The 14,202-nt window shown below is 64.3% G+C and carries 9 protein-coding genes and 1 tRNA gene; 8 read left to right on the forward strand and 2 right to left on the reverse strand.

Features of this window, described 5'->3' with window-relative positions; translation table 11 throughout:
• Positions 1–6: 6 nt before the first annotated feature.
• Positions 7–2,226 (reverse strand): TonB-dependent receptor, encoded by a 2,220-nt coding sequence (locus tag STE01S_RS17465; protein ID WP_062770088.1) that lies wholly within the window; start codon positions 2,224–2,226, stop codon positions 7–9.
• Between the two features lie 166 nt (positions 2,227–2,392).
• Here STE01S_RS17465 and STE01S_RS20505 point away from each other — a divergent pair, with 166 nt between their 5' ends.
• Positions 2,393–2,992 (forward strand): TetR/AcrR family transcriptional regulator, encoded by a 600-nt coding sequence (locus STE01S_RS20505; protein WP_062770091.1) that lies wholly within the window; start codon positions 2,393–2,395, stop codon positions 2,990–2,992.
• A gap of 261 nt (positions 2,993–3,253) precedes the next feature.
• Here STE01S_RS20505 and STE01S_RS17475 read toward each other — a convergent pair.
• A tRNA-Thr gene (locus STE01S_RS17475) sits at positions 3,254–3,328 on the reverse strand.
• A gap of 447 nt (positions 3,329–3,775) precedes the next feature.
• Between STE01S_RS17475 and STE01S_RS17480 the strand changes: the two genes are divergently transcribed.
• The 7 genes from STE01S_RS17480 (at position 3,776) to kynU (ending at position 14,189) form a co-directional block, all read left to right on the forward strand.
• Positions 3,776–6,157: a TonB-dependent receptor gene (locus STE01S_RS17480; RefSeq protein ID WP_082813406.1), complete on the forward strand. Its 2,382-nt coding sequence runs from the start codon at positions 3,776–3,778 to the stop codon at positions 6,155–6,157.
• A gap of 134 nt (positions 6,158–6,291) precedes the next feature.
• On the forward strand, positions 6,292–8,046 hold the full coding sequence (locus STE01S_RS17485) for an LVIVD repeat-containing protein (protein WP_062770097.1): 1,755 nt from the start codon (positions 6,292–6,294) through the stop codon (positions 8,044–8,046).
• Between the two features lie 114 nt (positions 8,047–8,160).
• Positions 8,161–9,084 (forward strand): hypothetical protein, encoded by a 924-nt coding sequence (locus tag STE01S_RS17490; RefSeq protein WP_162928316.1) that lies wholly within the window; start codon positions 8,161–8,163, stop codon positions 9,082–9,084.
• Positions 9,085–9,103: 19 nt separating this feature from the next.
• Positions 9,104–9,787, forward strand: a complete 684-nt coding sequence (locus tag STE01S_RS17495) for a fumarylacetoacetate hydrolase family protein (RefSeq protein ID WP_062770102.1) — start codon at positions 9,104–9,106, stop codon at positions 9,785–9,787.
• A 97-nt stretch (positions 9,788–9,884) separates the two neighbouring features.
• Positions 9,885–11,513 (forward strand): thiamine pyrophosphate-binding protein, encoded by a 1,629-nt coding sequence (locus tag STE01S_RS17500; protein ID WP_058813202.1) that lies wholly within the window; start codon positions 9,885–9,887, stop codon positions 11,511–11,513.
• The gene (locus STE01S_RS17505) at positions 11,510–12,952 is read left to right on the forward strand and encodes an aldehyde dehydrogenase family protein (RefSeq protein WP_255266010.1); all 1,443 of its coding nucleotides are present in this window, start codon (positions 11,510–11,512) and stop codon (positions 12,950–12,952) included. The genes STE01S_RS17500 and STE01S_RS17505 overlap by 4 nt, the downstream gene beginning before the upstream one ends.
• Positions 12,942–14,189 carry a kynureninase gene (gene kynU, locus STE01S_RS17510; protein ID WP_062770105.1) on the forward strand — a complete coding sequence of 416 codons (1,248 nt, stop codon included), beginning with the start codon at positions 12,942–12,944 and terminating at the stop codon, positions 14,187–14,189. Before STE01S_RS17505 ends, kynU begins: the two co-directional genes overlap by 11 nt.
• Positions 14,190–14,202: the final 13 nt, after the last annotated feature.

The raw sequence follows: 14,202 nt of genomic DNA on the forward strand, positions 1-14,202 counted from the left end.
TGCGCCTCACCAGTCGAAGCTCAGCGTTGCGCCATAGGTGCGCGGTGTGTTGAAATAGTCGTTCCCGCCGACGGTCACCACCGTGTAGAGATCGTTGGTGACATTCTTGACATAGCCCATCAGCGACCAATGTTCGCCGCGTATGCCGGCCGACAGGTCGAGCATCGAATAGCCATCGCTCTTGCGGGTGAGCGACGCGTCGTCATACCCGCCCGACGCGGTCTGATAGCTGGCGGTCGCCATCAAATTCATCCCACCCCCGACGTCATGGTCATATTGGCCGTTGAGGCTGATGATATAATCGCGGGCGCGGGGCGTCGTCTTTCCGGCGAGATCGAGAACCGCACCCGAAGCGATGATCGATGCGCCGTCCTTCCATTTTCCGTGTGCGCCCGAGAGATTGAACGTGGCCGAGAAGCGACCGCCCGCGACCGGCGCGCGCAGCCCGAGTTCGAGCTCGCCGCCGTAGATATAGTTGGATCCGACATTCTCCAGCGTGAAGGACGGGTTGGTCGTCGACAGCGTCGTCGTCTGCTGGACGTCGCGCGATTCATTGTAGAACAGCGCGATCTGCCCGCGCAGCGTCGTCGCGCCGATCCGCCAGCTTCCCTTGGCGCCGACTTCGCCCGAGGTGATGTCCTCCGGGTCATAGGGCGTGCGATCGAAGAAGCCTTGAGCAGGCGACTGGTTGAAACCGCCGGGACGGTAGCCGGTGGCGACGCGGCCATAGAGGCTGACGCGGTCATCGACGCGGTAATTGACCGCAACGGTCGGCAGGAAACGCTGCCAGCTTCGGCTGAAGTTCGTCAGCGGGATCGCCTCGTTTGTCGTGGCGTCGAGATCGATCTGCTGAAAGCGGAAATCCTTGTTATCCGTCTGGAACCGCGCCTCGAACGACAGGTTCAACCGGTCGGTCAGATCATAGCCGACCAGCCCGTACACCGAGTAGGAATGCAGCTCTTCGCGCGAAAGCTGCAGCCGGAGCTGGCGGCGAAGGGCGATGACTGTTGATCCGCTTCCGGTGACCGTTCCCGTGCGGTTCGAATAGACTTCAGACACAAAGGTCATTGCGTCGGCCCCGACGAGCCAGCTCAACGGCCCCGAGCCGCTCGATGCCCAGCGAACCTCGGCGCCGAAGCGATCGAAATCCTCGCCCTGCGCGTCATAGAGTGCCACATTGGGGAGGCGAATCCCCAGATAATGGTCGAAATCGGCGCCGGTGCGATCGCCCTTGCGGCCTTTGAAGTTGGCGAGGATCGTCAGCGACGATCCGTCGAATTTGTGGGTGAATTCGCCGATGACCTGCGTCTGGTCGATCACGACGCGATCGATCGCGTCGAGCCCGGTGCGCACGAACGGATCGGGGTCGAGCGTCCGGTTGCGGCCGATCGAGGTAAAGCCGGGCGCCTCCGACCGCGACTGCTCGATCGTCAGATAGGCCGTGCTGTCGGTATCGATGCCGAAGCCCAGCGTACCGCGCATGCCCCAGTCGAGCGTATTGTCGATTACGCGGCCGGTCACCTGGTCGCGATAGAAGCCGCCCGATTGATCGGCGTAATAGCCGCCGATGCGGAGCGCGACGGTCTGGCCGAGTGGGACGTTGATGGTGCCGGTCAGGTCGAGATTGTCGACGTTGTTGTAACCGGCCTTGCCTTTGGCCCCGAAGTCGAGATCGGGGCGTTTGCTGATGACATTCACCGCTCCGCCGACCGAATTGCGTCCGTAAAGTGCGCCCTGCGGGCCGCGATAGACCTCGACGCGGTCGACATCGTAAAAATCGATCCGCCCGAAGCTGCGTCCCCCGAACCCGCCCCCGGCAACGAAGATACCGTCGCGATAAATGCCGGTGGTGGATTCGGAAAAGCCCAGGCGGCCGCCGCCCTGTCCGCGCAGCGCGACATCGTTGAGATAGGCTGGTCCCGATCCGATGAGAATCGCGCCCGGTGTTTGGCGGGTATAGTCGGCGATATCCTTGATCGCGAGCCGGTCGAGCTGGTCGCCGGTCATGACCCCGACCGAAGCGGGAACGTCGGTGATGCTTTCTTCGCGGCGTCGCGCGACGACCTTGATTTCGTCGCCATCCACTGCCGTGGCGGCGGTTTCGGCCGGCAATTCCGGTGTCACCGTCTGCGCCGAGGCCCAGGATGCCGACAAAGCCCAAACAAGCGCCGGAACGGCTGCGCCGCGACGCAGCAACGACGCGAAACGGGTATCCCCCTTCTGCATTTCACTCTCCCTACTATCCGCGGGTGTCGTCGATGTCCCGCATGTGTTACTGGCGCGTAACATTCAGTCACGCAGTTGTAAACACCCTTGCCACATCGGCTCGAAAATCCGATGGGTGCGGAATGAAAGCAGAGAGGATTTCCCGTTCGCGTCCGGTCGTGCGCCCGTGACGCAAACCTATAACGAGATGATGAGCGCGCATCGCGAGCGGCGGCGCGAACAGCTGCTGATCGCCGCGGCGGCCGAACTCAACGAACGGGGCATCCGGCAGGTGACGATGGATCAGGTCGCGCAGCGCGCGGGCGTGTCGAAGGTGATTCTCTATCGATATTTCAAATCGAAGGACAATCTGGTGCACGCGGTGCTCGAGGAAATCGTCGATGCGCTGCTGACCGCCGACATGATCGAAACCGACTGGTGGACCGGGCGCCTCCGCCACACGCTGAAGGTCGCCCGCGAACATGGATCGGCCATGCAACTCCTCGTGCGCCACGCGTCGCATGATCCCGAATTCGGCGTGCATTTCGATCGGCTGTCTCAGGCGCTGGCGATCCGCATCGAGCAGCGTCAGGCGGACATTTTAGGTCCGCAGAGCGAGGGGCCGGGCGATATTCATATCCTGTCGCAAACGATCACCGCATTTCTGCTCGATGCCTATGTTCGCTGGATCGACGTGACCGATCCCGAGCGTGACGAGGAATTTCTTCCGTGGATTACGCAGTCGGTCCGCGCGATGATCTATTATTGGCGCGGACTGGAGCCTTGAAGCGTCGACGTGCCAGGTGGCGACGCGTTGCGCCGTTGTGATTGAAATCGAACTTTCGGCCGAGCCGAGCAGGCGGCGCCGAGGCGTCATCGAGAGCGGCTGGGAGTCGAGTCCTTGGGTTCGCAATGTATACGCCAAATTCAAAGGGTAGGCGGCCAACTGTAACGCGATGCTGCTAAAGGCATCCCAGACAGGACTCAATCAAGCGCTCAAGCAAACGGCTTTTCAGCCGCATGTGTCGGGGTTGCCCAGGAAAGATAGTGGTGCCGCTTGGTGACTCGAACCTGTGACCCCATCATTACGAATGATGTGCTCTACCAACTGAGCTAAAGCGGCAACGATGGGCGCCTCTATCAGCGTGCTGTGGCGAAGACAAGCGTCCTTGCGAAGAAACTGTTTCCGGCGATTCCGCGCACCTGTGGGTGCGCTGTGTACGATCATAACGGCTATTTCTGTCCGGCCGCCGCATCAATGCGGAACGATACGGCCTTCCAGCAATGTCGGAGCGCTGACCACGCGGCGACGCGGGTGGGATGGCCGGCGTCCGACCTATGTCTTTCTAAAAATGACATCTTCGGGCGCGGGCGGTCGTGCCACCGGCGGCGGCGGGTGATCGGCGCAACAAGTGTCGCTCGCGATATGGCCATTTTGGAATAGTGATGCGTGCATAATCTATTATATCGATATATTGTGGCGACCTATCCATACCCGGCGATCAACAAGGCCAGTGTCGACAGTGCCGCATTTGAAGGCAAAGGCGCATGGCTGCTCGGGAGGTAGAAAATGGGATCTAGGGGGAATCTGCGCTGGGCGCTTCTGGCAACCGCGGCGGCACAATTGACGCCGGCGACGGCATTTGCGCAATCGGCACCCGACGAGGCTGCGGCCGCGGCACCGGGCGACGAGATCGTGGTGACGGCGCGCAAGCGCGAGGAGAGCCTGCAGGATGTGCCGATCTCGGTTCAGGCGTTCAGCAGCGCGGCGCTCGAACGCGCCGGAATCAAGGATTTCTCCGAAGTCGCCTACCGCGTTCCAGGCCTGAAGCTCAGCGCCGAGCGGGCGGTCGACACCGAACTCTTCATTCGCGGCATCGGCTCCGATATTCAGGGTGCGGGCGCCGATGCGGCGGTCGGCATCTTCGTCGACGGCGCCTATCTGTCGCGCGGCACGGGATCGCTGCTCGACCTCTATGACCTTGAACGCGTCGAGGTGCTGAAGGGACCGCAGGCGTTGCGCTTCGGCAAGAGCGTCGTCGGCGGCCTGATCAACTATGTGACCAAGAAGCCCGGCGATACGTTCGAAGGACGGTTCGAGGCGACCTATGGCAATTACAACCGCCTCGACGTCGCCGGATCGGTGCGCGGGCCGGTGTCCGACACGTTGAGCCTGGGTCTTGTCGCCAGTTCGCGCAGCCATGACGGTTATGCGAAGAATCTGCGCGGCGGCGACGAGGAAGACCAGAATATGCAGTCGGTGCGTGCCCAGCTTCGCTGGCGACCGATGCCATCGCTCGACGTCAATCTGGCTGCCGACTACACCCGCCACCGCGACGGGGCGCGCTGGGTCGATATCCTCATTCCGGGCGACAGCGAGGAAGTGACCTATCTCGGCTATTATGCGCCGACGATCGATAGCCTGCCGGGCTTCGTGCTGCCGAACCGCAACGCGCCCTTCAAGAGCGCCGATCCGCGGTCGGGAAATCATAATTTCACGGGTTTCCAGAACAGCGACATGTACGGGGTCAGCGGTACGATCGACTGGCAGGCCGGCGGCGGGCTCAGCGTCACGTCGCAGACCGTCTATCGCGACAGCTCGCTGACGGCGCGCGAGGACGGGTCGGGGATGCTTTTCAACTTCCCGATCGATCCCGCGACCAATGCGCCCGACATCACCTCGGCGATGGTCGCCGGGCTCGACACTTATCTCGCCACCGTTCCCGACAGCTATTTCGACAGTGGCAAGGGCGAGGATGTGACGCAATTCTCGCAGGAACTGCGCCTGCGCTGGGATAACGGCGGCCCGCTCCGTATCGAAGGTGGCGCCTATTATCTGCACGAGAATATCCGCCGCGCCGAGGATGTGAACTTCCTCTTCCCCGACTATCAGGCGATCGAGGAATTCGCCTTCGCCATGGCCTATGGCGGCACCCCCGCGACGCCGTCACCGGGATCGAACCACACCGTCACCACCTCGCGCAACGACAATGTCGGCGTCTTCGGCGAGCTCAGCTACAGCATCACCGACAAGCTGACTTTCGAGGCCGGACTGCGCTATGCCTATGACCACAAGCGCTATTCGAACAACCGCTCCGGCGTGTCGTTCGAGGGTGAGGCCGTCAATTTCGTGGTCGGCGAAACGCGCAGCTGGGATGCATGGTTGCCGAGTGCGACGCTGCGTTTCGAACCGAGCAACGATGTCACGCTCTACGCCCGCTATGCCAAGGGCTACAAGCCCGGCGGCTGGACCGGCGAGGATGCGAACACGCCCGCCGAGGCGCTGGTGTCATTCGACCCCGAAACCGCCAACAGCTTCGAGGTCGGCGCAAAGCTCGCGCTCGCCAATCGGCGCCTGTTCGTCAATGCGGCGGCCTATTATACCAACTATGACAATCTGCAGACCAACCAGTTCCTGTCGCCGGGGCCGGGAATGCCGCCTGACAATTTCGTCTTCAATGCGAAGAACGGTACGCGCGCCTATGGCCTGGAACTCGATTTCCAGGCGCGCATCACCGACGCCTTCACCCTGTCGGGCAATTATGCCTATTCGCGCTGCAACTTCACCGGCGAACTGATCATCGACGACGAGGGAACCGATCTCGACGGCAACACCTGCCGCCGCACGCCCAAACATGCCTTCAATGTCGCCGCCAACCTCGACCAGCCGATCGCCGATAATCTGGTGCTCGTTCTGGGTAGCGATTTCCAATATACCGGCGCGAATTTCTTCGACAATCCGAACACGCCAATCCTGAAGTTCGACTCCGAAATCCTGCTCAATGCACGGATCGGTCTGCGCGATGCCGACGACAAATGGGAAGTGACGGCGTGGGCGAAAAATCTCACGAACGAGCTCAACTTCACCAGCAAGCTCGAACTGTTCGGAACCATCTATTCGACCTACATCCCGCCGCGCACCTACGGCGTGACCGCGCGGTTCCGCTTCTAGGGTCGATGAGGACAACAACGATCGTCATTGCGAGCGAAGCGAAGCAATCCAGAGCGGTTTACGCCTACTCTGGATTGCCGCGTCGCTTCGCTCCTCGCAATGACGCTGTGATGCAATGAGAGGGAGGAATCGTAATGAAGCGCGGTATCAAGATCATGGCGGGGACCAGTCTGGCAGTCGCCGCTCTGCTCAGCGCGACCGCGCCTATGGCGGCGGATTGGAGCGGCAGTCATGCCGACGCGCCGATCGACGTTCGCGATCCCTGGCTGAAAGCCTGGATCGCGGCGACGCCCGACAATCCTCCCAAGGGTCCGGTGCCGGGCGTCGATTATGGCATGAATCCCGATGGCAGCTTCCGGCATCCGGTCGCGACCCGATTGACCAACGATCCGCCGTCATTTCCGGGGCAGCTCGATCATTGGGACCAGAACAGCTATGCCAAGAATGTGAAGGTTATCGCCTTCTATCCAACGGTAACGTCGCCCTGGCATGCGTGGGCGAACGTTGTCGATTTTTCCGGCCGCCGCTATCTTTACACCCACGACCGCGACTATCTGCGCATCCTTGACGTCACCGATCCGCGCAAGGCGAAGATCATCTGGTCGAAGGGCGGCGTATGGAGCGCGAAGGGGTCGAGCGAGGATTGGGATCCGTCGGCGGTCACCGATTATTTCGGCGGCGTCACAGTTGCTTGGAGCAAGAAGCTGCAACGCAATGTCCTGGTCGCCTCTTACGAGATCGGCCGTTTCGGCCTGATGGAGGACAAGCGCCGCGAGCCCGACAAGGTCGCTGCGCAGCGGCACTATAATTCGCTCAAGGGTTTCAAGGTCTTCGTTATGAACGGCCCGACACCCGACAAATGGGACCTGATCGCGACGCGCACCACCGACTACAAGCATCCCGATGCGCCGGTGGGCGAACAGCAGGGATCGGGCGCGCTCGACGCGGCGACCTGGTTCGGGGGCAAGTATATGCTACTCTCGTCGGCGCCCGACGACAGCTATTCACTCACCGAATATCCCGACTATCTCTATTCGCCCGGCTATCAGGTCTGGGACATGGAGGATCCCGCCGATCCGAAGTTCGTTTCGCAGATCACTGTCCCCGGCCAGCGCCTCGGCGATCCCGAAAGCGAAGCGGCGTACCGCGCCAATCCGCGCGCGGGCAACCGGACGAGCTGGATGGGTTCGCGCTATCCGATCGTGACGTCGAAGCCGGTCGAGGCGGGTGGCAAGATCGGCTTCGGCGGCATGGGCGGCCTCGGCTTCTACAGCTTCGACCTCAGCGACCCGGCGAACCCGAAGACGCTCGGCCATCTGTCGGTGCCGCCGAGCTATGCGGGGACCGAGTTCGACAATGTCGATGTCAGCCAATATGACCGCACCGGCTTCGTTTTTTCCAACGGCTATCCGATGAACGAAAGCTGTTACGAGCCGTTCAAGCCGATCTATTCGATCGACGTGCGCGATCCCGCGCATCCGAAGGTCGCGGCGACTTTCCCGCGCCCGACGCCGCCGCCCGAGGCTTCCTTCACCGATTTCTGCCAGCGGCGCGGCAGCTTCGGACCGAAACGGTCGGGCGGGCTGACCCAGCCCCAGCGCGGCCGGCAGGGCCTTGCCATCTATGCCTTTTACAACGCCGGCATCCAGATTTTCGACGTCAAGGATCCGGCAAAGCCGGCGATCGCGGGCTATTTCGTTCCGCGCTTCGCCAACGAAAAGGAAATGCCAGACTATACGTTCGGCAATTCGACGTTCGCGGTCTACACCGAATATGACCGCAACATCATCTGGGCCTTTTCGGTGAACGGCGTCTACGCGCTGTCGAGCCCGCTGCTCGGCAAGCCGAACCTCGGTGCGCCAAAGAATATCTGGCCCGAGCGGAAATAGAAAGTTGTTCGTCACTCCGGCGAAGGCCGGGGTCTCGCCGCGGCGGTGAGGCGCGAGGTCGGGATACCGGCCTTCGCCGGGATGACGGAAGAAATGTTTTAGAAGGACAAACCGATGCGCACAGCCACGATGGGCCTGGCGGGGGCCTTGCTCCTTGCCGGATGCTCGAACACGCCCGGTAAACAGGCGCCGCAGGCTCCCGCCGAACCCGCGGGCGACAATATCCTGCATATCAGTTGGGGCGGCATCGCCGAAGCCGACGGGAATGAGGCGAAGCGCCACTGGTCGACCTGGGCGATCAACCTTGTCGACGGTGGGCCTGCCTATGGCTGGCTGTCGGACAAGGGCATCACGCTGCCGCACGCGCTGAATTTCGAGCTGGCTGGCACCGGAAAGATCGATTCCGTCGCGCTCGACAACCGGTTCGAGCCGGTGGTGCGTGAGGATGGATCGATGTCGCAGACCGCCGAAGGGTCGCCGGTCCGGCGCTTCGCGCTGCTCGGCTCGAACAAGGGGCCGGAGGGACCCTATGAAAAGCTGGTCGAGGGGGAAGCGAAAGCGGACGCGCGAACCGTCGTGAAACTGCCGACGGCCGCATCGGCACGCTGGCTCCGACTGCGCATCGACAGCAATTGGAAGGGCCGCGGGCCGACGCGGCTTTCCGATCTTGCCGTGCTCGGCACGCTCGATCGCCGCGGTGACGCGGCGGTTGCCGATGCCGATGCGAGCGGCGTCTATTCGCACGAATATGGCCCGATCCTGTTGCGGCAGCAGGGCAATGAGATATTCGGTTGCTACAACGACGGGCTCGGCACGCTGCGCGGGACGGTATTCGGGCGCATCATGCGGCTTGCCTGGTATTCGAAGGAAGAGGGCAGCATCGGCGCGGCGACGCTGGTCGCGGCGAACGGCAAGCTCTATGGCTTCTGGTATCGCCCCGAAGACAAGATGGGCAGCCCGTGGAATGCGGTGAGGGAAAGCGGCCTTGCGGGCGCCGACCTCGGCAAGTGTCGCGCGGCGCTCTATCCGTCTTCCTGATATCGAGGACGCCCTTTTCATGACCCTGCCATTTGCCGTTGCCGCACCTTCTGCCGAGATTGCCGGCTGCGCCGATCGCTTTCCGGTTCGCCGTATTTTTTGCGTCGGCAAGAATTACGCCGATCATGCGCGCGAAATGGGCGGCGATCCGACGCGTGAGCCACCCTTCTTCTTTTCGAAGCCCGCCGACGCGCTGGTCGGAGCGACCGCCGACATCGCGATGCCGCCGCGCACCGACAATCTGCATCACGAGATCGAGCTGGTGGTAGCGCTGGGCAAAGGCGGTGCGAATATCGCGGCGGCTGACGCTCTGTCGCACGTCTTCGGCTATGCCGTCGGCAACGACCTGACGCGCCGTGATTTGCAAGCCGACGCAAAGGCCGGCGGGCGGCCGTGGGACATGGCGAAGGGCTTCGACCATAGCGCCGTGCTGTCGCCGATTCGCCCCGTGGCCGCGGTCGGTCATCCGGCCAGCGCGCGGATCTGGCTGTCGGTCAATGGCGAGTCGCGGCAGGAGGGCGACATCGCCGACATGATCTGGCCGGTCGCGGACATCATCGCCGAGCTGTCGACCTATGTCGAACTGCGGCCCGGCGATCTGATCTACACCGGCACGCCCGCGGGGGTAGGCCGTATCGTCGCGGGCGATGTCGTCGAAGGCGGTGTCGACGGCATCGGGACCATAGCCAACCGCTTCCTATAACCGCATCGATATATCATGGCGGCCATTCGGTATTTTTTGTGTATGGCTTCGGCGCCTAGGCCGGTCGCGAAACTGGCTCTCGGATGAAGGATCGCACATGACATCGACCACAGTCGCCCGTAACGTCGTAACGGGGCTGCGCGATCTGGGCGTCCGCCATATCTTCGGCGTGCCGAGCGGCGGCTGGGTCGATTATATGGAAGCGATCCGCACGACCGACGGTATCGATTTCGTGCTGGCCAGCCACGAAGGCGGGGCGGGCTTCATGGCCGACGTCTGCGGGCGACTGACCGGCGTTCCGGGAGTGTGCTTCGGCACCTTCGGTCCCGGCGCGACCAATCTTGCGACCGGCGTCGGCGGCGCGACGCTCGACCGATCGCCTATGCTCGCGCTGACCGACGAGATGCCGGCACCGCTGCGCGGCCGCACGGTCCAGATGGGGATCGACCATCAGGCGCTGTTCGCGCCGCTGACAAAGGCGACGATGCGGATCGCGGCGGACAGCGCGACCGACACGCTGGCCGAAGCGGCGCGTATCGCGCTGTCGGGGCGCCCCGGCGCAGTGCATGTCGGCCTGCCGCAGGGAATGAGCGCCGAAGCCGTCGAAGCGCAGGCGATTGGTGCGGTCGAGGCCGACCCGCTGCCGATGCCCGACCCCGCCGCGACCGCCGCGCTGGTCGCCGCCTTTGCCGCCGCCGAACGGCCTGTCCTCGCAATCGGTCTCGGTGCCGTTCATGCCGGGGTGCAGGACCGCATCGCCGCGCTCGCCGAGCGCTTCGGCTTGCCGGTGCTGCTCACCCCGATGGCGAAGGGCATGATCGCCGAGGATCATCCGAATTACGCCGGGGTGCTCTTCCATGCGCTCTCCGATATGGTCGGACAGACCCATGCCGAGGCCGATCTGGTCGTCGCGATCGGTTACGACCCGATCGAGTTCAATTACGAAAGCTGGATGAAGGACGGGCTGGCGCTCGCCAGCGTCGACGTCGCGCCCATCGATATCGACCGCGACAAGCATCCGGTCGCCGCCGAGGTCGTCGGAGCGATCGCGCCGGCGCTCGACGCGCTGCTGGCGCTGCCCGCTGCCAGCAAGCGTTGGGATCTCGCCGGGCTCGCGGCACGCAAGGCTGCGATGTTCGCGAAGCTTGCGGGGCGGGACGGCGCCTTCGGGCCTTGCGCGGCCCTCGACGTGCTGCGCGACGTGCTGCCTGACAATGGCATCATGACGTGCGATGTCGGCGCGCACACGCATCTGATCGGCCAGCACTGGCGCACGCCGAAGCCCGGTACGCAGATCATGACCAACGGCTGGTCGGCGATGGGTTTCGGTCTTCCCGCAGCAATTGCTGCGAAGCTCTGTCGCCCCGATACGCCGGTATGCTGCGTGCTCGGTGACGGCGGCTTCCTGATGACCGCGGGCGAACTGGCGACCGCGGTGCGCGAAAAGCTGCCGCTGGTGATCGTGATCTTCACCGACAACGACCTCGCGCTGATCCGCATCAAGCAGGAAAAGAAATCCAATCCCATCTATGGCACCCCGGTGCGCGCCGAGGGAACGATCGGCGGCCCGTCGCTGTTCGGTGTGCCGGTAACGGTCGCGCGCGATCCGGCGGAATTTCGGGCGGCACTCGTTGCGGGCTTTGCCGCGGACGGGCCGGTGATCGTCGAGGCCCTGCTCGACAGCCGCGAATATGACGATCTGGTGCTGCGCAAGGATAAGCCATGATGCACGCCGCCTTGGGCAGCGAACGGTCGCTGCTGATCGGCGGCCGCTGGGAAGCGGCGGAGCAGGTGATGCCGGTGACCAACCCGTGGTCGAGCGAGGCACTCGGCGCGGTCGCCTGCGCCGATCCTTCGCACGTCGCGCGCGCGGTGGCGAGCGCGCTGCGCGGTGCCGAGGCGATGCGCGATCTGTCGAGCGGTGCGCGGTCGCGCATCCTCCATGCCGCTGCCGCCGCTCTCGAGGCGGAAGCCGAAAGCTTCGCCGCCGCGATCACGGCGGAAACGGGCAAGCCGATCCGCGCCGCCGGGCGCGAAGTGGCGCGCGCGGTCAACACGCTGCGATTGTCGGGCGAAGAGGCGGTGCGGCTTGCGGGCGAGACGCTTGCCTTTGACAGCTTTCCCGGCGGCGAAGCGCGGTCGGGCCACTATGTCCTCGAACCTGTCGGGGTGGTCGCCGCGATCACACCGTTCAACGATCCGCTCAACCTTGTCTGTCACAAGCTCGGTCCCGCCTTCGCCGCGGGCAACGCCGTTGTGCTCAAGCCCGCGGAGCAGGCGCCGCTCGTCGCGATCCGGCTCGCCCGCCTGCTGCTCGCCGCTGGCCTGCCCGGCGAAGCGCTCAACCTGCTCACCGGGCGCGGCGGCGATTTTGGCGACGCGCTGACCGGGCACGCCGATGTGGCGATGGTCAGCTTTACCGGTGGAGCAAAGGTGGCGCAGGCGATCTGCCGCGCGGCCGGGATCAAGCGGCTGGCGATGGAACTTGGCGGCAACGGTCCGGTGATCGTGATGGACGATGCCGATGTCGGGAGGGCTGCGGCCGCCTGCGCGGCGGGCGCTTTTGGCGCGGCGGGGCAGAATTGCGTCGGGGTGCAGCGAATCTATGTCCATGATGCGATCCATGACGTCTTTCAGGCCGCGCTCGTCGCCGCGACCGAAGCATTGCGCGTCGGCGATCCGCTGGACCCGGCAACAGACGTCGGGCCGATGATCGGCGGTGACGAGGCGGCGCGCGTCATCGCCTGGGTCGACGATGCGGTCGCGCGCGGCGCGACCCTGCTTACGGGCGGTGAGCGGGCCGGGGCGCTGGTGCGGCCGACGCTGCTTGCCGATGTTCCGGGCGACGCGCCGGTGGCCTGTCATGAAGCCTTCGGTCCCATCGCGAGCCTGTTTCGCTTCGCCAACCTGGACGAAGCCATCGACGCCGCGAACGGCGCCGACTACGCGATCCACGCGGCGATCTTCACCGAATCGCACCGCACCGCCCGCCACGCGGCGCGGCGGCTGCGTGCGGCCGGGGTGATGATCAATGATTCGACCGACTACCGCCTCGACGCCATGCCGTTCGGCGGTGCCGGACGCGGGAATATGGGGCGCGAGGGGGTGCGCTTTGCGGCGCGCGAAATGTCGCAGACGAAGGTGATTTGCTACCATGACGCTTGATAGTCTCGATCGCGCCGCCTGTGCGGCGATGGACGCCGCCGATCCGCTCGCCCCCTTGCGCGATCGCTTCGATATCCCGACGGGGATGATCTATCTCGACGGCAATTCGCTGGGCGCGATGCCGAAGGGCGCGGCGGCGCGCGCGCACGACGTGGTGACCCGCGAATGGGGCGCCGACCTGATCAAGAGCTGGAACAGCGCGGGCTGGTTCGACCTGCCGGTGCGCCTCGGCGACAAGCTTGCCCCGCTGATCGGTGCGGGGGACGGCGAGGTCATCGTCTGCGATTCGACAAGCCAGAATCTGTTCAAGGTGCTGTCGGCGGCGGTTGCGCTCCGCCCGGACCGCAAGGTCTTGATCCTCGAAGGCAGCAATTTCCCGACCAACAATTACATTGCCCAGGGCGTTGCCGCCGCGACCGGCGGGCGCGTGGAGGTGCGGCTCTGCGAAAAGGACGAGATCGCGGATGCGATCGACGAGGACACGATCGCGGTCGCGATCACCCACGTCCATTACAAGACCGGGCATATCCACGACATGGCAGCGATCACCGCGCGCGCGCAGGCGGCGGGGGCGCTCGCGATATGGGATTTGTGCCACAGCGCGGGCGCGATGCCGGTCGACCTGTGTGGCGCGGGCGTCGATTTCGCGGTCGGCTGCACCTATAAATATCTGAACGGCGGTCCGGGCTCACCCGCCTTCCTGTTCGCGGCAAAGCGGCACCAGGGTCAGGCGCTGCAGCCCGTGACCGGCTGGTGGGGTCATGCCGCGCCCTTCGCTTTCGAGCCCGGCTATCGGCCGCAGCGCGACATTCGCCAGTTCCTGATCGGCACGCAGCCGATCCTGTCGATGGCGCTGGTCGAGGTCGGTCTGGACATCCATCGCGCCGCCGACATGGGCGCGATCCGCGCCAAATCGATGGCGCTGACCGACCTGTTCATCCGGCTCGTCGAGGAGCGTTGCGCCGGCCATGGCTTCACCCTCGCGTCCCCGCGCGAGGCGGCGGCGCGCGGCAGTCAGGTGTCCTTTGCGCACGCCGATGGTTATCCGATCATGCGCGCGCTGATCGCAGCGGGCGTGATCGGCGATTTCCGCGCGCCCGATACGGTGCGTTTCGGCTTCACGCCGCTCTATGTCGGCTATGCCGATGTCTGGGATGCGGTCGATCGGCTGGTGACGATCATGGATGACGGGATATGGAAACGGCCCGAGCATCAAATCCGCGACGCGGTGACCTGAATGCGGGGGCAGG

The sequence above is a fragment of the Sphingopyxis terrae subsp. terrae NBRC 15098 genome, from assembly GCF_001598815.1.
Lineage (GTDB): Bacteria > Pseudomonadota > Alphaproteobacteria > Sphingomonadales > Sphingomonadaceae > Sphingopyxis > Sphingopyxis terrae.